Raw genomic sequence first — 17,561 nt, 5'->3', positions numbered from 1 at the left:
CGGCAAACACGCATTTTTTTGAATGACAAATCCCCGGGCACGGGCGGGCCGCACCTCGCCGACCGGCTCCCCGGCGCCCAAGATGACCGGGTGGGCCGTGCTACCGGGGGCCGGTCGTGAATCGGGGCGAGGGCGGGCCATTGGCGGGCGAAGCGGTCGAGTTCGACCTGGTTGTCGTCGGAGCCGGCATGGGGGGGCTTGCCACGGCGGGTCTGGCCGCGAGCGCCGGATGCCGGGTCGCGCTGCTTGAGGCCCACACCCACCTGGGCGGCTGCGCGGGCTACTTCAGCCGCGGCCCCTACACCTTCGACGCGGGCGCCACCGCGCTGATGGGCCTGGAGCCCGGCCAGCCGATCGGCGACCTGCTCGCCGCCGTCGGGGCCCGCTTCGAGCACGTCCCCCGCGCCGGCTATCGCGTCTGCCTGCCCGATCGTCGGCTGCTCATCGGCACGCCGCCGGCCACCTTCCTGGCCGATTCCAGGCTCGCCTTCCCGGGGCACGATCGGGCCCGGGGCCTCTTCTGGGGTTTGCAGGAGGCCGTCGGCTCGGCCCTCTTCCGCGCCGCGGGGGGCATCCCGCGGCTGCCCACGCTATCTCCGGCCGACTGGGCGCACAATTTGGCGATTCTCGGCCCGCGCGGCCTGCTGGCGGCCTCGACCTGGACGCTCTCCGTCCTCGACGTCCTGCGGCTGCTCGGCCTCCATCGCGACCGCCCGTTCCTGGCGTTCATCGCCATGCTTCTGCAAGACACGGCGCAGGCGGGGCCCGAGACCGTCCCGTTCTCCAATGCCGCCGCCTGCCTGCACGCCTACCGCCTGGGCATGGCCCGGCCCGTCGGCGGGATGAAGGCGCTGGCCGAGGGGCTCGGCGGCCGGTTCGCCGCGCTGGGCGGAAGCCTGCGCACGGGCACGATCGTCGATCGCGTCGAGGCCGACCCCGGGCGCGGCGGGTTCGTCGTGACGACCAGGCGGCGAGATCGGCTGAAGACGCGGCAGGTCGCCTTCAACCTGCCGGTGGACCTGGCCGCGGCGCTGCTTTCCAGGCCCCTCGTCGGCCGACTGGGCGGGCAAGAACGCAAGAGCCGCGCGGCCTGGGGCGCGTTCACCGGCTACCTGGCCATCGGCGCCGCCGCGGTGCCGGATGACGCGCCGCTGTTCCACCAGGTCTTGCAGTCGTATGACCTGCCGCCGCACGACGGCAACAACGTGCTCGTCTCGCTCTCGCCCCCCGGCGACGAGGGCTACGGCCCCCCTTCCGTCCGGGTCGCCACCCTGTCGACTCACACCCGCCCGCAAGATTGGGACGGCCTGGACGCGGCCACCTATGCCGCACGCAAGGCCGATTATCGAGGACGGCTGCTCGCCGCGCTGGGGCGTGCCCTGCCCGATGCGCCGGGCGCCCTGCGGCATGAGGAGTTCGCCTCGCCGCGCAGCTTCCGCCGCTACACCAGGCGGACCCTCGGCGCCGTCGGCGGGCCGCCGGTCTCCAGGCGCAACAGCAACCTGCTGGCCGTGGGCCCCAACGCGCTCGGCCCCGGCCTCTGGCTGGTGGGTGACTCCGTCTTCCCGGGTCAGGGGACGATGGCCACCGTCCTCTCCGCCGCACGGGTCGTCGAGCGCATCACCGGCCAGCCCTGGCGCAAGCTGAAGGCCCCGTTCGTCGCCTGACGGCGGGCCGCGTGCCCCGCCGTCAGTTCAGCCTGGGGCAGGACGGGTACCGGCGTTCCACATCCCTGTGAAATCGAGTGACCTGGTTCAGGCTCGACCGATGCGCCCTGGGGAAACGCCGCGCGAACCGGTGTTCCAGCCAGCCGAAGCCTTCGGGCCAGAGGACGACGCAGGCGGCCAGAAGGGCGGGCGTCCCGGGGACACCGGGCGCGGCCACCCCCACCATTCCCATTGCGAGGAGCAGCACCCCCAGGTCCCTGGGCAGCTCGGTCAGGGTGGTAATGGCAAGTGATGAACCCGCATCGGGCGCATCGACGAGCGTCAGATCGGTGGGGGTCGCCGTCATGGTGGCTCCTCGGTTCACGGCCGGTTCGCGGCGGCCCAGCCGGGTGAAGGGGGGGGAGGATGCGGTCGTCGGTCGAGTCTAAGCGATCGGCATGCCACGCCCGACTCCTTCGCTCGCCGAGCCACCCAATCCCCCTTCGATTCGCCCCCCTCGGTCGTTTAGAGTGGCACGGACGCAACGCCCGCACCCGTCCCGAGGAGCCCTCTCATGCTCGACGCCCTGGTCGTCGCCCCCCACCCCGACGACGCCGAACTGGGCGTGGGCGGCACCATCGCCCGGCTGCTCGCCGCCGGCTGGAAGGTCGGCATCCTCGACCTCACCACCGGCGAGCCCACCCCCCTGGGCAGCGTCGAGGGCCGTCGCAAGGAGACCGAGGCCGCCAACCTGGCCCTGGGCTCCCCCTGGCGGATGAACCTCGGCCTGCCCAACCGCAACCTGGAGGCGACCCTGGAGCATCGCAGGGCCATCGCCTCCGTCTTCCGCAAGGTGCGCCCCAGGCTCCTCTTCGCCCCCTACTGGGAAGACGCCCACCCCGACCACCTCGCCGCGACCAGGCTCGTCGAGGACGCGCGGTTCTGGAGCAAGCTCTCCAAGAGCGACATCCCCGGCGAGCCCTTCCACCCCGCCCGGATCTTCTACTACTTCAGCGTCCACCTGCGGATCGTCGAGCGCCCCAGCTTCGTCCTCGACATCTCCGACCAGCTCGACGCCAAGGTCCGGGCGATGAACGCCTATCGCTCCCAGCTCGTCGACAATCAGCCCGCGGGCCGGCCCGGCGTCATCGACGCGGTCTGCGACCGGACCCGCTTCTGGGGACAGACCATCGGCGTCCGGCACGGCGAGCCGTTCGCCAGCCGTGAGCCCCTGGGCCTCTCCTCGCTGGATCAAGTCCTCCTCTGATTCTCAACCCGACAAGCTCAATCTTTCCAGTTTAAATCAGGCCGACTCGGGGGGGCGCCAGTTCAAACGTCCCCAGACGACCCCCTTTACCAGGCCCCCGGTAATCGAAAAAAGGGGCGGAGAACGTGTTGACTCCGATGCTTCGACCCCGTAGAAATGGCCCTTGTCACGCGGGTCGAGTCGATTCGACGACCGATCCAGTCCCGTGCACGTCTCCGCCCAGGTTCACTCCCCTCCGCCTCAATCTCAAAAAAAATGTAGTCGGCTGGTAACGCCACGTTAGGCGTTATAGCCCTACTTCATAAAAGTGTGACCGCTGCTCGGCCGGCAAGGACGCTGGAGCTGGCCTCGTGTCACACGACGTGCGTTCCACGGTCATCCACCCGGATGCCCGGGACGCCCCGAAGGCCGCACGGCCCGCGTCGCCGCTTGGCAGGAAGCCGAGTCGACGCGGGCCGGTCTGGCCTGCTCGGCCCCCTCCCCTCCTCCACCTTTCTCCATCGGCGAACTCCCCCCAACGCCCGCCCCCATCCAGGGACACCGCGGCACCCGAGACGGCGACCCCGGCCGATTCTCAGCCTCGAGAAATCGACCGCTCTGGAATTCGCAGATCGCCCCGCGCATCGCATCCGACCGTCCCGTTCGCGGGCGAGTTTATTCTTGCTGATTGCGGCGGTATTAACGAAGCGCGTGATTCATGACCCCTTGAATTTGGGGGCGTATGCGGGCGAAGTTGCTTGGTGTCCAGTCCTTTGCGTATTTAAAATTAAAGAAATCGTTATGTCGCTTGCAATGTTCTGTGGTCGAATGGTTCCGGGCCGGTCACGCCGGACGACGGCCCCGTATGTGCGAGACTCGATGTCGAGCCGCTCGCTTTCCGGCACCTCCCGTGTTCAAAGGGGAAAATCCCATGGAATTTCCCACGGCATTCGAGGGGCAGGGAAAGACAGACAGGGCAATCGCCGAGCGTCGGGCGCGTCTCGGCCAGGGGCTCATCAGCCTCGGCGACGCGGTCATCGTCACCGACCCGCTGGGTCAGATCATCCTGCTGAACCCCGCGGCCGAGGCCCTCACCGGGTGGGCCGACGCCGACGCCAAGAATCAGCCGATCGAGTCCGTCTTCCGGATCATCAACGAGGTGACCCGGCTGCCGGTCCGCCAGCCCGTCCAGGGCGTGATCGAGCTGGGTGGGACCCACGAGCTCGCCCGCCTGACGCTCCTGGTCGCCAGGGACGGCACGGAGGTCGCCATCGACGACAGCGCCGCGCCGATCCGCGGCGTCGCGGGCGTGCTGGACGGGGTCGTCCTGATCTTCCGCGACATCTCCTCGCGCCGGCTCGTCGAGAAGGGGCTCGAGGATGCCAGGCTCCAGGGCGAGGTCGTCATCTCCGCCGTGCAGGTCTCCGTCGTCGTCCTCGGCAGCGACCTCCGCATCAGGTCGGCCAATTGGGCGTTCTACGACACCTTCAGCGCCTCGCCCGAGCAGACCGTCGGCCGCACGATGTTCGAGTTCGGCGACCCCATGAAGCGTGCCGAAGGGTTGCGCGCCACCCTGAGAGAGATCCTCCAGGGGGCGGCGGAAATCGGCGAGACCCCGGTCGAGCGCGACTTCGAGGCGCACGGCGGCGGGGTCATGCACCTGAAGGCTCGCGGGCTCCTTCGCGGTCATGGCGAGGAGCAGGTCATCCTTCTGACCATCGAGGATGTCACCGACCGCAGGCAGATGCAGGCCTCCCTCGAGGCATCCGAGATGCGGTTCCGGCGGCTCTTCGAGGCCGCCCAGGACGGCATCCTCATCCTCGACTCCCGCACCGGTGTCATCACCGACGCCAACCCGTTCCTGCTCGACCTGCTCGGCTATTCCGGCGACGACCTCGTTGGCAAGCGGCTCTGGGAGATCGGCCTGCTCGGCGACGTCGAGGCCAGCAAGGCCTCATTCCTCGAGCTCCAGGAGAAGGGCTACGTCCGCTACGACGACATCCCCCTGGCCACCCGCGACGGCCGAGCGGTCGAGGTCGAGGTCGTCAGCAACGTCTACAGGGTCGGAGCCCTGGAGATCATCCAGTGCACCATCCGCGACATCACCGCGCGCAAGCGGGCCGACGACCTCCTGAGACGGGCCAAGGACGAGGCCGAGGAGGCCGGACGGGCCAAGGACCGCTTCCTCGCCATCCTCAGCCACGAGCTGCGCACCCCGCTGACCCCCGTGCTGGCCACCATCGTCCACCTCGAAGGCAGGCCCGGGCTGCCCGACGACCTGCGCGAGGACATGGCCTCCATCCGCCGCAACGTCGAGCTGGAGGCCCGCCTCATTGACGACCTGCTCGACCTGACCCGGATCGCCCAGGGCAAGCTCATCCTGCATCCCGAGATCGTCGACTGCCACGCGACCCTGCGCGCCGCGCTGGCCGTCTGCCAGGTCCAGGTCGACGCCAAGAAGCTGGAGGTCACCCTCGCCCTGCACGCCGAGAACCATCGCGCCTGGGGCGACCCGACCCGACTGCGGCAGGTCTTCTGGAACCTGATCCAGAACGCCACCAAGTTCACCCCCGCCAGGGGCCGCCTCCGCCTGTCCACCTCGGACCTGGGCGACGGCCGCCTCGCCATCGAGGTCGAGGACAACGGGGCCGGCATCGAGGCGGAGGCCCTCGGGCGGATCTTCGAGGCCTTCGAGCAGGCGGACGGCGACGTGGCGAGGCGCTACGGCGGCCTCGGCCTCGGCCTGGCCATCGCCAAGCAACTGGTCGACCTCCACGGCGGGATCCTGGTCGCCTCCAGCCCCGGCCGCGACCGGGGCTCGGTCTTCCGCGTGGAACTGGAGACGGTCAATGACTCGCACGAGGTCGAGTCGCAGGCCGACGAAGCGCACGCCGCCGTCGGCGGCCCCATCGCGTCGTGCCCCTCCGACACGCCCCTGAACCTGCTGCTCGTCGAGGACAACAGGGACACCAGGCACGCCATCGCCCGGCTGCTCAGGAGCTCCGGCTTCGCGGTGAGGACCGCCTCCGGCGTGGTCTCCGCCCTCGCGGCGATGGCCGTCGAGGAGTTCGACCTGCTCATCAGCGACATCGGCCTGACCGACGGCAGCGGCCTGGACGTCATGCGCCACGGCCGGGACCGATTCGGCCTCAGAGGCATCGCCTTCAGCGGCTACGCCTCCGATATGGACGAGCGCGAGAGCAAGGAGGCGGGCTTCATCCACCACCTGGCCAAGCCCGCCTCCCTCGGCCTGCTCATCGACCTCATCCGCCTGAGCGTCCCCCCCAGACCCGCCCTCGACGGCCATCCCTGAACCCGTCGGGCCGGGGATGCCGCCCGGTCAGGGCACGATCGCGTCGCGGTAAGTGGCCTGGGACTGGTCGCGGAGCATGACGGCGTCGGGCACGGCGGCCCGGTTGACGAACGGGTTGCCGGCGGGCTCGGATTCGACCTGGTCGGGAATCGGCTGGGGGGGCTTGGTCCCCAGCCGGACGCCGATCCGGTCGAGCAGGGCGCGCGAGAGGGGCGGATCGCCGTAGGTGCCGATGACGACGGTCACCGCGCTGGACTGGGCCCCGCCGGCCACGTCCACCCGAACCGTCCGCGCGTCCTTGGCCCGTCCCCAGATGTGGACCTGGCCCTTCTGCTCGGCGCGCGGGCCCGCCTTCACGGTCATGGCCAGGTCATTCATCGCCTGCTCGGCGGCCTTCTCCACCTCGACCCCCGGCACGGGAAACGTCTCGGTCTCGCTGCCGGCGACCTGCACCGCCCCCTTCCCCGCCATCCCACCCATCGTCCGGCACCCCGCCAGGCCCGAGCCCGCGAAGCCCCCCAGGGCGATCATCACCCCCAAACGTCGAATCTCCCGTCCCATCATCGCCTTCCGCCTCCCTGCCGCGACATCGGCGCGGACCCCCTGCCCGCCCGCCCGACGCGCGCAACGGCCTTGTAGCGGCTGGCCCCCTCGCGGTCAACCCGAGGCGTGCCTCGCCCAACCCCTCCGTTCAAATCACCTCCTCGCGGGACTGCCCAAGATCTGATTTGCCCCATCTCTCCCATGTTGCCCCGACTCTCCGCCACCGCCGGCCGTGATCCGGATCAATGAGGCATTGACATGCGAACCAAGCTCCGCAGTGATGGCACCTTCCCGCCCGATGTCCGGCCGGACGTTCGAGGGAAGTCCGAGAAATCCCGCGCGGGAGCGTCCCGCCGCTCGGCCGCGTCAACCCTCGCGTGATGGGCGCCAGAGCATGAACACCCGACGATTCCAGAGACCGCTGACCTCGGTGGCCGAACTCGAGGCGCTGATCGGCACGCCCGGCGAGTTGGTGTTGAAGAAGCAGCTCGCCGAGCTCGACGGGTTCATGGCCACGTTCATCGAGGAGTCCCCATTCCTGCTGCTGGGGACGTTCGGCCGCGAAGGGCGTTGCGACGTCTCCCCCCGAGGCGACGGTTTCGGGCTCGCGAAGGTGCTGGACCCGAAGACGATCGTCATCCCCGACCGGCGGGGCAATCGCCGCGCCGACAGCCTGCGGAACATCCTGGAGACCGGCCGCGTGGGGCTCCTCTTCCTGATCCCCGGCAGGGGCGAGACCCTGCGAGTCAACGGCGCTGCCTGCCTGATCTGCGATGACGACGTGCTGGCCCCCCTGGCCGCGGACGGGAAGGTCCCGCTCGTCGGGATCGCCGTCGACGTCGAGGAGTGCTACTTCCAGTGCGCCAAGGCCATCCTCCGATCCGGGCTCTGGAACCCCCGAGACGGCGACCAACCCTCCTCGCTCCCCTGCCTCGCCGAGATCCTGGTCGAGCAGACGAAGATCGAAGGTCAGACGGTGGAGTCGCTCAACCAACTCATTGAAGACTCCTACGCGAACAATCTCTACTGACCCGGCCGCCTCGCCGGGATGGTGGCCGGGTGGGAATGGGAGCGAGCCCCGGCGCACCCGCGATCCTCGGCTCTGGCACCATCCATCGGTGGCCGCATACCGATCATTACTCCTCGATGGGGATGGAGATGATGAGCCCCGCTGTCCGATCCTTGGTGCTCTTGCGATCCGGCACATGGCATTTGAGGCAGAGGTTTGTCAGGGTGATCGCGCCTGCGCGCCGATAGACGCCGTTTTCCGCGCGTTCGAACTCCTTCTTCCCCGCCTTCAGCGCCGCGACGGCGTCCTTCTCGAAGGAACTCCGCGCTTTGTGGTCGGAGTTCATCGCCTGTCCCTCGACGACAAGCCATCGAAGCGTGACTTGATGTTCGTTTTCCAGGTCCGCGAACACCTCCTTCAGCGTCGCGGCCGGGATCTGCAGGCCTTCATCCTCCCGGTAGTACCGATGATGGACGGCCTGGAGTGTCGTATGCATGGCCGTGTGGAGCACCGCCGATTGACGGCGGGCTTCCTCCAGCGTTGGACGCGTGACAGCGCGAACTTCCTTCCCCTCGACGGCTCCCGGGTCGTTCCCGGGACCGCGAGCCGGCTCCTGGCTCCTCCCGGCCATGGGCGCCCCGAGGCACAAAGTGACCGCCAGGGCAATCAATGCGTATTTCGACATTTTTTGATACCCGCGAATTGAAGCCCGGGAACCCGTGCCGTTGGAAGACAACGTCGCCATCGAACGTCCCCGATCCTGGGGTTTGAGAATGCGGCGGATCGACTCGCCCGGGGGGCTTCGTCCGGGCGAGAATCCCCACTCGTCCCCGATCAGAGGGTCGCCTCGACGCGCGGGATGATCGACCATCCATTCGCACCCGTCCAGAAATCGGTCGTCGTCGAATTTCCGAGGCCGGCGATCGTGGTGAACAGCAGCGAATCCGGGAAGGGTCCGAGATCGGTCGAACTCAGGTCGTGCGAAGCCCCGATCTTGTTCATGAAATAGAGGTGCTCGATGGGCATGCCGTCCTGGTACCCATCCGGGATCGCAAATATGGCGTAGCTGGGCACGGGCAGGTTCGGCGGATTCACGACGTAGTTGCCGTAGGGCGTGTGCACGATTTGCCACTTCGAGGCCGTGAGCGATTGATAGAAGAATTCGTTGTAAACGGCCTGGGTCGCCGTCAGTTGCTGCGACATCTCCTGATTGGAGTAAGGCCAGACCTTGGTCACGATCGCCTGGCCGACCGCGGCGAGCTTGCCGGAGTCGGTGACGATGTTGGTGATTTGCGTGTTGATCGTGTTCAACGCGTTCACGTAGAGCGTATCAAGCGTCGTCTGGAGCTGAGCGTAGGCGATCGGGATTGCGTTCTTGGAATTCGGGGGGTTGCTGCCCTCGAGGATCGAGAGCGCGCTGTCGAACCCGGACGATAGGAACGCGGCCAGGGTTGCTCCCGCCGCGGGGATCCCGATCGACGAGACGCTCGCCGCGATCGCTTCGAAGAAATCCTCGAAAATGAGCGAAATGATCGAGTTCTGCTGGTCCTCGTCGGTGAGCTGGACGATCTTGGCCGCGGCGGCGAGGGCGCCGTTATTGACGGTCTGGATCTCGGTATAGAGCGTCTGCATCAACGTGAGCCGACCGTAGACCTCGCCGACATAGAGCAATTCGGTGGCCAGCTCGGATTGCACCGAGGTCCAGATGTCCGCCGGCACATTCGCCGGCACGACGGCATTCTGGATGTCGGACTGGAGTCCGGCCCAGTCCTGACCGGGCTGGTTGTATAGCCCGCGCACGCCGGCGGCGAGGGTGACTTTCGCGGCCTGGGAAAGCTCCAGATAAGCGGTCTGATAGGAGCCGGTATAGGCCGGGAATGGCATCGGCTGCCGATCCGCGACCCCGATCGTGATCAGATACGTCGGCAGCGACGCCCCGGCCTTGGAAACGTCGAGGCCGGTCTCGAACGCACGATTCATCGAGCCCGCGGCGAAGTAGGCGAGGTCGGATTGCGGCGGCTGGGCCGGGGCCAATTTCCAGACGCCGAACGAAGGTTTCATAAAAACATAATTGCTCGTCCCGACGCCCGCCACCGCCCAGACGGCGCCGTCGAACGTCGCCTGAATCGCGAGCACGTCGCTCTTCAGGAAGCTGTCGGGCTGGAAGCCGGTCGCGCTGCTGTATTGCAGGCCCGCACCCGAGGCCGTGAGCGCCCAGATGTTGTCCGCCGAGCCGACGCTGATCGACTTGATGGCGTAGCCGTCGGTCGAGATCGAAGTCCAGGCTTGCCCGACGGCCGAGTAAGCGTAGATGCCGCCCGATTGCCCCAACGCCCAGACGGTCCCGTCCGGGCCCGCCGCCACCTGAGTCGGGATGTCGCTACCCGGCAGGTTCGGCAAGTAGGAGGTGGCCCCGTTCAGGACGTGCAGGATCGACGGGAGCGGCCGCACCCGCTCCACCACCGCGTAGGCTTCATTCGCGCCGATCGCGGCAATCGAATCGACCGGCCCTCCGGTCCACTTCGGCGTCAACGTGGCGGAATTGACGTCGAAGGTGGAGAGGCCGCTGTCCGTGCCGTACCACGGCACGTCATCGCTCCCGACGCCCAGCGTGCGGACCACGTTCGTGAAGGAGACCGGCACGTCCAGCTCCTGGGTCCGGCTCGCCAGGTCGAAGCCGGGGGCGATCGGGAATCCCGGCGGGTGGTTGAAGGCCGTCCCCAAGTCGGCCCGCGGAGGGCTCGCGGGATGCACGATCTGCGAGAACGTGAACTCGGAGGCCAGTGCCCTCGCCGTCAGCACGGTCAGTCCGCCGCGGCGCGACAAGACGAGGAAGTCGTTCGCCTGAGGGCCCGGTGGCCTCAACGACATCAGCTTCTGAACACCGTTGATTTGTACCGTCAGGCCTTCGACTGATGTGAGCAGGCGTTGCGCCAACCTGGTCCGCGCGTTCGCGCCGCGAAGCGACGACACGCCGGAATTCAGCTCGGCCGCGGAGGGGTCTCGCTTCAGAATATCCCGATACAAGGCGGTCACGTAGCCGGCCTTCGTGCCGTTGCCGCTGCGCTTGTCGTACTCGCGCGAGCCGAAAATCGCGAGATTGAGCGGCCGTGTATCGCCCGCGTCTCGCGTGCGCGCCGTCCACGTCTGCAACTCGGCGGCTTTGGGCAGGCGACCGAGGAGGCGGACGAATTCGGCGCTCACCTGCACGCGCCGCGCGGGCGTGCTGCGAAGCAAGTTGAGCACGACCTGATGGCGAGGCATGCCGCGATTCAATTGCGTCGTGAGCGCCGTCGCCAGCGCCGCCTCGCCCGGCGAGCCGATCTGGCGCGTGCCGATCAGCCCATCGATAAACGCCTTGTTTTCCATCGCCGTCGGGGCCTTCACCGCGACCGATGTCGCCCTCGCGGTCGTCGAGAGCATCGTGCGTGCCTCGAGCGACTCCAGGCATGGCCGGGCCCCATTGAGCCGAGATCGAGAGGCGACACGGCCCTGAACCACCGCCGATGGACGAAACGCAGCGAAGCGGGCGAAGACGCTCATGGGGCAACCTCTGGTCGGCGTCGAATTCAGAGTGGAGGCATTCAACCATGAACGATTCGGCGCAAGAACGCCAGGACCAACCCGTTCATGATGCTTTAAGTGTCGAGACGAGAATACTTAGTCGCTTGCCCCCCTGCTCGGGCGTTGCCAACTTGCGTCAACTGCGTGTTGCATCGTCAGCCGCGAGTCTCAGGGTGTTCCTTTCATCGCACGGTTATCGTTGATCCCGTGCGTCTCGTCTCGGCGGCGAGGGCTTGCCCGGTTCCTGGCCGGCCGCGATGCTAAGTCGCATGAACCGGCAACGCCACTCGGACGAGAACCGCGTACGCCCCGGCACGACTCCGCCCAGGACGCGGCGATTGGTCGAGTGGTATCGTCGGAGGGCCACGCGGAGGACGCTGCTCCTGTTGGAATGCGGGATCATCCGCCATGCCCCGTTCGCCGATTGCGGCCGCCCCCTGTGGGATCTGGTGGCGGATCAGCCGTGGTTCGAGACGGCCATGCCGCCGGCCGAGTGGCTGCGGCTCCGGAAGGCGACCGGGGGGGCACCAGAATCCCTCGGAAGCGACCGTTCGTGGCCGGTCTTTCCGATGAACGCTCACCACGCGATCAGATGGCTCGAGCAGCACGCGGATGACCCGGACGCCGATCGGCTGCTCCTCGCCGAGGAGTACGTTCGCCACGCCGAATGGTCCGCCGAGGCCAGGATGTTCAACCCCGAAGATCGGCGGGACGAGGACGTGATCGGCTACGGGGCAGCCTCCTGGCTCCTCGGGCTGGGCGAGGTCCGCCCGGGGTCGTGGAACATCCTGGACTCCTATCTGGGCGACTTCCCCGGGACGTTTTCCACATGGGTCAGTTGGCGGCCCATCCATCCCGGCCATCGGCCCGCCGCGATCGGCCTGATCGAGGACATCCTCTGGCATCCCCTCTCGTCCGTGCGGTTCGACGCGGCGTGGAGGACGCGGGAGGCCGTCGAGATCGCCTCGACGATGTACGAGACGCGAGACTTCACGGCCGCCCCGATCCTGGCCGACGCCCTAGAAGATGCCGGGTGCGACAGCAAGGACATCCTGAATCACTGCCGGTCCGGTCGGACGCACTGTCGAGGCTGCTGGGTCGTCGATCGAGTGCTGGGGAAGACGTAGACGATCGTCGGAAAGACGGCTTTCGCCGACGCGATGAGGCGTGGGCCCGACCTGGCAACCGTCCGGCATCGCCGGATTCTCCCGCCCCGGCGATCACGGGGCGATGGTCGAGGTGGCGCAGGGGTTCCTGGCCACAAAGCCGCCGATGTGCGGGCCTGGTTCCAACTTCCGCTGTCGGGTTGACGCACGTTCACCGGGAGCGTCTATGGATCGGGCCCGGGTGCATGCCTGAATCACTTGAGGAAATCGGGTTGACCGGTTTGTAAGGATCGCGTACTTTCCCGGCCGACGCCACGGATGGCCCGATTGCAAGGTGCCATTCGTGAGCGGTTAGACGCGTCGTCACCCCGCCCGGGGGCGTTCTCCGGCGGTCGGCGAGTCAGGGACCGGCTCGCCGGAGTGGTCCCACGGCCACTCTCGCACCATCACGGATGATCGTTCGAAATGAGCAAGCTCACCATCGCGTTGGCCCTGGCTACCGGACTGACCCTCGGCATGAACGGCCCGGCCACCGCCGGCTCGATCATCCAGACGCTCGAGACCCCCGAGCTGTCGGCCTCGACCTTCAACGCCCTGTTCCAGCCGATTGATGCCGCCCCCGTCCTGAACTCGACCTACCAGTTCCTGGGGTCGCCGACCACGGGCAACGTCGGCTCGCAGGTCTTCAAGGGGAGCGGCGCCGCCGAGGGGCTCTACGCCTATGCGTACCAGCTCTCGGTCAACAACGTGAACAACGCGGCGGGCGACCCCGAGCACCTGGACAGCGTTAGCTACCAGTTCAACGCCACCCCGGTCGGCTCGGACTTCGCCAACGTCGGCCACGACGTCTACGCCTACTCGATCAAGGACGGCTCGATCGGCAGCCTGGTCGCCCCCCAGGCCTCCGCCGGCGACCAGATCCGCGTCCCCAACACCCTGGCCTGGCAGCCCGGCAAGGTCGGCGTCATCCGCGCCGCCTATGTTGACCCGCTGACCCAGACCCAGCCCCTGGGCGCCGGTGCCACCAGCGCCACCTTCGTCCTGCTGTCCACCCAGCCGTTCACCCAGCAGTTCATCAACCTCCAGGGCTCCAACCCCACCAGCGGGCCCTACTCCTCGGTCTACTCGGCCACCGGCGGCCCGATCAACCCGGTGCCCGTGCCCGAGCCCTCGACCCTGATGGCCTGGGCCGGCATGGGTGCCGCCGCCCTCGTCGCCCGCCGCGTCCGCAAGACGCGAGCCTCCCGCTAATCCACCAACCTCGGGGCGTCGCGATGCCGCACCCTCCGAGCCGTTGATGTTGATTTCTGGCAACACCCCCGACCTCACCGTCGGGGGTGTTGCCATTTCGAAGGTCGCCGCGTCGGGATCCCTGGAATGGTCGATTTCTCGGGGAAATTCGCCTCGATGCTCGCCATGGCCGCCTCGAAGCCCGCCCCGCGAGGCCCGGGCTCTCCCCACCATTTCCGGAAATTTCCGGGAAACCAGGGAGAGAATCGCGCCTCGGAACGATGGTCTTCAAAGGGGGCTTGCGCGTTCGAAGCCGAACGCTCCGGCGATGTTGCCGGGCTGCCCTCCCTCGAGACGACACCCGGGATGCCCCAGAGATGGCCACCTCGCAGGCGCGCATCGACGCGAACCGCCGCAATGCGATGCGGTCGACCGGCCCCAGGACCGCCGAGGGGAAGGCCGCCTCGCGCCGCAATGCCCTGAAGCTCGGCCTCACCGGCGTGGGGCTGGTCATGCACCCCGACGATGAGCGGGCGAGGGCGCGGATGCAGGCCGCCTGGTCCCTGGAATTCAGGCCGGCCGACGATCATCAGCGCCAGCTCATCGACCGCGCCGTGCTGGCCGCCGTCCGCGCCGAGCGGGCCCGCCTGGAAGTCGACGCCGCCACCGCCGTTCGGGTGGGCCAGGCCCGCGAGAACTACGACCTCTGGCTGGCCGGCAAGACGGCCGCCGCACTCGAAGCGTTCCGGGCAAGCCCCGACTTCCTCGGCGCGCTGGACCTGCAAGCCACGGCAGCGGGCTGCCTGAGGATCGCCGGGGCCCTCGCCCGGGACCGCGCCGCGCTCGCCGAAGGCCGGCCGATCGACCCCGACCTGGGCCCGGTCCTGGCCGCCGCCCTCTTCCGCGAGCCGGTGGCGCCCGGTCTCCATCGGCTGCAATCGCTGGCCGCCAGCTCCGCAAACCCCGAGGCCCGAGCCCGCCTCCTGCCGCTCGTCGACCAGGCCCTCGCCCGCCTAAAGGCCAGGCACGCCGAGGCCCTGGAGATCGAGCGCCTCGACCGCGAGGAGGCCCCCGACCGGGTGCTCATCGACACCTCACCTCAGGGTCTCGCCATGCATGAACATCAGTTCAAGGCATGCCGCGACTTCAGCCGGTCCCTCAACGCACTGCTCCTGGCCCGCCGCGCGACCGCGCCCGGAAAACGAACCCAACCGAAGGCATGCACGCCCGTTGGCGCCGGGGCGGAAAACGAAGCCAACCGCGCCAGGACGCATCGGGGCCAGGTCGGGCGGTGCCGCGCCGGGCGGCGGGCGACTCGCCGCGAAGACCGGGCCGCCCGCACCGGTCGAGGGGGCTCGGGTCGGCGCGAAGTCCGCGGGATTCATGCGGATGCGTCGAGAACGCATGCCGCCCCGGCCGTGGCGGTCAACTCCCGGTCCCGCCTTGAAAACGAACCCAACGGCGGGGGAGCGGGCCAGCACTGGAGGGCCGGGACGCGGCCCGTGAGCGAGGTCGTCGGGCGGGCGCGGAAGCCGAGACGCGGGGATCCGGGGCGACTGCGGCGGCGGTCAGTCGCGGCCCGGCACCCGGTCGAGCAGCGTGCGCAATGCGTCGATGTCCACGGGCTTGACCAGGTGGTGGTCGAAGCCGGCGGCCTCAGTCTGGCGGCGGTCTTCCTCGGTGCCGAACCCGGTCAGGGCGACCAGGGTGGCGCCGGCCAGCGACGGGATCTTGCGCAGGCCGGCGGCCACCTCGTAGCCGTTCATCCCGGGCAGGCCCAGGTCGAGCAGGACCACGTCGGGCATGTAGGTTTCGGCGGTCATGATCGCCTGCTGCCCTTCGTAGGAGGTCCGCACGTCGTTGCCGAAGAGCCGCAGGAGCTTCGACAGGCTGTCGGCCGAGTCGCGGATGTCGTCGACGACCAGGATGCGCCTCGACGGCGAGGGCGCGTCGGGCTCCGGTGCGTGGTTGGCCGAGGGCGTCGAGGCCGAGGTCGGCCTGGCGGACAGCGGCAGGCGGACGCTGAACTCGCTGCCCAGGCCGGGCCCGGGGCTCGTGGCGTCGACGGTGCCCCCCTGCATCTCGGTGAGGCGCCGGACCAGGGTCAGGCCGATGCCCAGTCCCCCTTCGGAGCGGTCGATGGAGTGCTCCACCTGGGTGAACAGGTCGAAGACCCTGGGGAGCATCTCGTGGGGGATGCCCATGCCGGTGTCCCGCACGCGGACCACCACGCCGGCGCTGACGCCCCCCGGTCCGGGCTCGACGACCTCGGCGCTCAGCGTGATGCGGCCCCCCTCGGGCGTGTACTTCGCCGCGTTGTTCAGCAGGTTCCAGAAGACCTGCGCCGTGCGGACGGGGTCGGCATAGAGCGGCAGCGGGCGGTCGGCCAGGCGGACGACCAGGTCGTGCCGGCGGGCGTCGATCAGCGGGCGGCTGCTCTCCACGGCGCGAAAGAGCACCGCCGCCAGGTCGACGTCGGCCGGCTGGAGCTTGATCTGGCCGTGCGAGATCCGGCTGACGTCGAGCAGGTCGTCGACGAGCCGGACCATGTGCTCGACCTGACGCTCGATCATCTCCCAGGCCTGCCTCGCCGAGGCGTAGGCGGCGGGATCCTCGATGCGGATGATGCGCAAGGCGTTGGAGATGGGTGCGAGTGGGTTGCGCAGCTCGTGGGCCAGCATGGCCAGGAACTCGTTCTTCCTGCGGTCCTGGTCCCTCAGCGCCTCGTCGGCCAGCTTGCGGGCGGTGACGTCGCGGGCCACCTTGGTGTATCCCATCGGCCGGCCGGCGTGGTCGCGGACGATCGTGAGGATGCCGCTGGCGAAGAACCGGCCGCCGTCGCGTTTCAGGTGCCAGCGCTCGTCCTGTGCCTGGCCGTCGGCCACGGCCGTGGCCATCTCCCAGTCGGGCGCCCCCACGGCCCGGTCCTCGGGCGTCCAGAGGATCCGGCCGTCCTGCCCGATGATCTGGTCTTTGGAGTAGCCGAAGACCAGCTCGGCCCCCGTGTTCCAGCTGTCGACGACGCCGGCCATGTCCATGGTGAAGATGGCGTACTCGCGGACGCTCTCCATCGTCAGCCGCAGCCGCTCGCGCGCCGACCTGACGTCGGCGTCGGCCTTCCGCCTCTCGGTGATGTCGCGGAAGACGAGCACGACGCCCAGGGGGGTGCCGTCGTCGCCGCGGATCGGCGAGGCGCTGTCCTCGATCGGTCGTTGAGTCCCGTCCCTGGAAATGAGGATGGTGTGATTGACCAGGCCGGTCACCCGCCCGTCGCGCAGGACCCGGGCGACCGGGTCGAGGGCCGGCTCGCCGGATGTCTCGTCGACGATGTCGAAGACCTCGATCAGGGGGCGGCCGACGGCCTCGGCCGCGTCCCAGCCGCAGAGGCTGGCGGCCACCGGGTTGAGGAACCGGATCCGGCCCTGGTTGTCGGTGGAGATCACCGCGTCGCCGATGCTGGAGAGGGTGACCCGGAAGAGCTCCTCCTGGTCGCGGGCCTGGCGCTCGGCCCGGCGGATGCGCAGCAGGGCACGCACCTGGGCGGCCAGCTCGCGCGGCTCGACCGGGTGGGTCAGGTAGCCGTCGGCGCCGCTCTCCAGGCCCGTCGACCGGCTCTCGCTCTCGACCATGTAGGCCGAGAGGTGGAGCACCGGGATGGACGCCGTCTCCGGCGCCGCCTTCAGCCTGCGGCAGACCTCGTAGCCGTCCAGGTCGGGCAGCTTGATGTCCAGGATGATGAGGTCGGGCCTGTCCCGGGCGAGCTTCAGGGCCTGCTCGCCGCCGGTCGCCTCGACGATCTCGTACCCCTCACGGCGCAACAGGCGGCAGACGGTGTAGCGCGTCCCCTCCTTGTCGTCGACCACCAGGATCACGGTCGGTTTCTCATGCATCGCGGCGTTCCCCG

At 68.8% G+C, this 17,561-nt stretch carries 12 protein-coding genes; 6 read left to right on the top strand and 6 right to left on the bottom strand.

The genetic code is table 11. The features are described 5' to 3' along the window. Positions 1–116: 116 nt before the first annotated feature. Positions 117–1,667, top strand: coding sequence for a phytoene desaturase family protein (locus tag EP7_RS10480; RefSeq protein ID WP_463527801.1), 1,551 nt, complete (start codon positions 117–119; stop codon positions 1,665–1,667). Between the two features lie 22 nt (positions 1,668–1,689). Here EP7_RS10480 and EP7_RS10475 read toward each other — a convergent pair whose 3' ends face one another. Next, positions 1,690–2,013, bottom strand: a complete 324-nt coding sequence (locus tag EP7_RS10475; RefSeq protein WP_463527800.1) for a hypothetical protein — start codon at positions 2,011–2,013, stop codon at positions 1,690–1,692. A gap of 207 nt (positions 2,014–2,220) precedes the next feature. Between EP7_RS10475 and bshB1 the strand changes: the two genes are divergently transcribed. Both bshB1 and EP7_RS10465 read left to right on the top strand, forming a co-directional pair. After that, complete coding sequence (gene bshB1 / locus EP7_RS10470) at positions 2,221–2,913, top strand: bacillithiol biosynthesis deacetylase BshB1 (RefSeq protein WP_463527799.1); 693 nt, start codon at positions 2,221–2,223, stop codon at positions 2,911–2,913. A gap of 910 nt (positions 2,914–3,823) precedes the next feature. Continuing rightward, the gene (locus EP7_RS10465; RefSeq protein WP_463527798.1) at positions 3,824–6,205 is read left to right on the top strand and encodes a hybrid sensor histidine kinase/response regulator; all 2,382 of its coding nucleotides are present in this window, start codon (positions 3,824–3,826) and stop codon (positions 6,203–6,205) included. Between the two features lie 27 nt (positions 6,206–6,232). Here EP7_RS10465 and EP7_RS10460 read toward each other — a convergent pair whose 3' ends face one another. Further along, positions 6,233–6,769: a DUF3568 family protein gene (locus EP7_RS10460; protein WP_463527797.1), complete on the bottom strand. Its 537-nt coding sequence runs from the start codon at positions 6,767–6,769 to the stop codon at positions 6,233–6,235. A gap of 373 nt (positions 6,770–7,142) precedes the next feature. Here EP7_RS10460 and EP7_RS10455 point away from each other — a divergent pair, with 373 nt between their 5' ends. Further along, a complete protein-coding gene (locus EP7_RS10455) occupies positions 7,143–7,778 on the top strand; it encodes an MSMEG_1061 family FMN-dependent PPOX-type flavoprotein (RefSeq protein WP_463527796.1) in 636 nt (211 codons plus the stop codon). A gap of 106 nt (positions 7,779–7,884) precedes the next feature. Here EP7_RS10455 and EP7_RS10450 read toward each other — a convergent pair whose 3' ends face one another. Further along, positions 7,885–8,388, bottom strand: coding sequence for a c-type heme family protein (locus tag EP7_RS10450; RefSeq protein ID WP_463527795.1), 504 nt, complete (start codon positions 8,386–8,388; stop codon positions 7,885–7,887). 203 nt (positions 8,389–8,591) lie between these two features. Continuing rightward, complete coding sequence (locus EP7_RS10445; RefSeq protein WP_463527794.1) at positions 8,592–11,180, bottom strand: DUF4214 domain-containing protein; 2,589 nt, start codon at positions 11,178–11,180, stop codon at positions 8,592–8,594. 410 nt (positions 11,181–11,590) lie between these two features. Between EP7_RS10445 and EP7_RS10440 the strand changes: the two genes are divergently transcribed. Together EP7_RS10440 and EP7_RS10435 are read left to right on the top strand one after the other, a co-directional pair. Next, a complete protein-coding gene (locus EP7_RS10440; RefSeq protein WP_463527793.1) occupies positions 11,591–12,448 on the top strand; it encodes a hypothetical protein in 858 nt (285 codons plus the stop codon). 444 nt (positions 12,449–12,892) lie between these two features. Continuing rightward, on the top strand, positions 12,893–13,678 hold the full coding sequence (locus tag EP7_RS10435) for a PEP-CTERM sorting domain-containing protein (protein ID WP_463527792.1): 786 nt from the start codon (positions 12,893–12,895) through the stop codon (positions 13,676–13,678). Between the two features lie 74 nt (positions 13,679–13,752). Here EP7_RS10435 and EP7_RS10430 read toward each other — a convergent pair whose 3' ends face one another. Further along, entirely contained in the window at positions 13,753–14,586 is an 834-nt protein-coding gene (locus EP7_RS10430) for a hypothetical protein (RefSeq protein WP_463527791.1), read from the bottom strand. A gap of 639 nt (positions 14,587–15,225) precedes the next feature. Beyond that, complete coding sequence (locus EP7_RS10425) at positions 15,226–17,547, bottom strand: hybrid sensor histidine kinase/response regulator (protein WP_463527790.1); 2,322 nt, start codon at positions 17,545–17,547, stop codon at positions 15,226–15,228. Between the last annotated feature and the right edge of the window lie 14 nt (positions 17,548–17,561).

This window comes from Isosphaeraceae bacterium EP7 (assembly GCA_038400315.1).
Taxonomy (GTDB): Bacteria; Planctomycetota; Planctomycetia; order Isosphaerales; family Isosphaeraceae; genus EP7.
The sequence above is the reverse complement of the archived record's forward strand: the minus strand, read 5'-3'. Positions and strand labels throughout refer to the sequence as shown.

Excerpts from the sequence above, each read along its gene's own strand:
- EP7_RS10475 (WP_463527800.1), bottom strand. The coding sequence starts at position 2,013 with ATGACGGCGACCCCCACCGATCTGACGCTCGTCGATGCGCCCGATGCG.
- bshB1 (WP_463527799.1), top strand. The coding sequence starts at position 2,221 with ATGCTCGACGCCCTGGTCGTCGCCCCCCACCCCGACGACGCCGAACTG.
- EP7_RS10465 (WP_463527798.1), top strand. The coding sequence starts at position 3,824 with ATGGAATTTCCCACGGCATTCGAGGGGCAGGGAAAGACAGACAGGGCA.
- EP7_RS10460 (WP_463527797.1), bottom strand. The coding sequence starts at position 6,769 with ATGATGGGACGGGAGATTCGACGTTTGGGGGTGATGATCGCCCTGGGG.
- EP7_RS10455 (WP_463527796.1), top strand. The coding sequence starts at position 7,143 with ATGAACACCCGACGATTCCAGAGACCGCTGACCTCGGTGGCCGAACTC.
- EP7_RS10450 (WP_463527795.1), bottom strand. The coding sequence starts at position 8,388 with ATGGCCGGGAGGAGCCAGGAGCCGGCTCGCGGTCCCGGGAACGACCCG.
- EP7_RS10445 (WP_463527794.1), bottom strand. The coding sequence starts at position 11,180 with ATGCTCTCGACGACCGCGAGGGCGACATCGGTCGCGGTGAAGGCCCCG.
- EP7_RS10440 (WP_463527793.1), top strand. The coding sequence starts at position 11,591 with ATGAACCGGCAACGCCACTCGGACGAGAACCGCGTACGCCCCGGCACG.
- EP7_RS10435 (WP_463527792.1), top strand. The coding sequence starts at position 12,893 with ATGAGCAAGCTCACCATCGCGTTGGCCCTGGCTACCGGACTGACCCTC.
- EP7_RS10430 (WP_463527791.1), bottom strand. The coding sequence starts at position 14,586 with ATGGAGACCGGGCGCCACCGGCTCGCGGAAGAGGGCGGCGGCCAGGAC.
- EP7_RS10425 (WP_463527790.1), bottom strand. The coding sequence starts at position 17,547 with ATGCATGAGAAACCGACCGTGATCCTGGTGGTCGACGACAAGGAGGGG.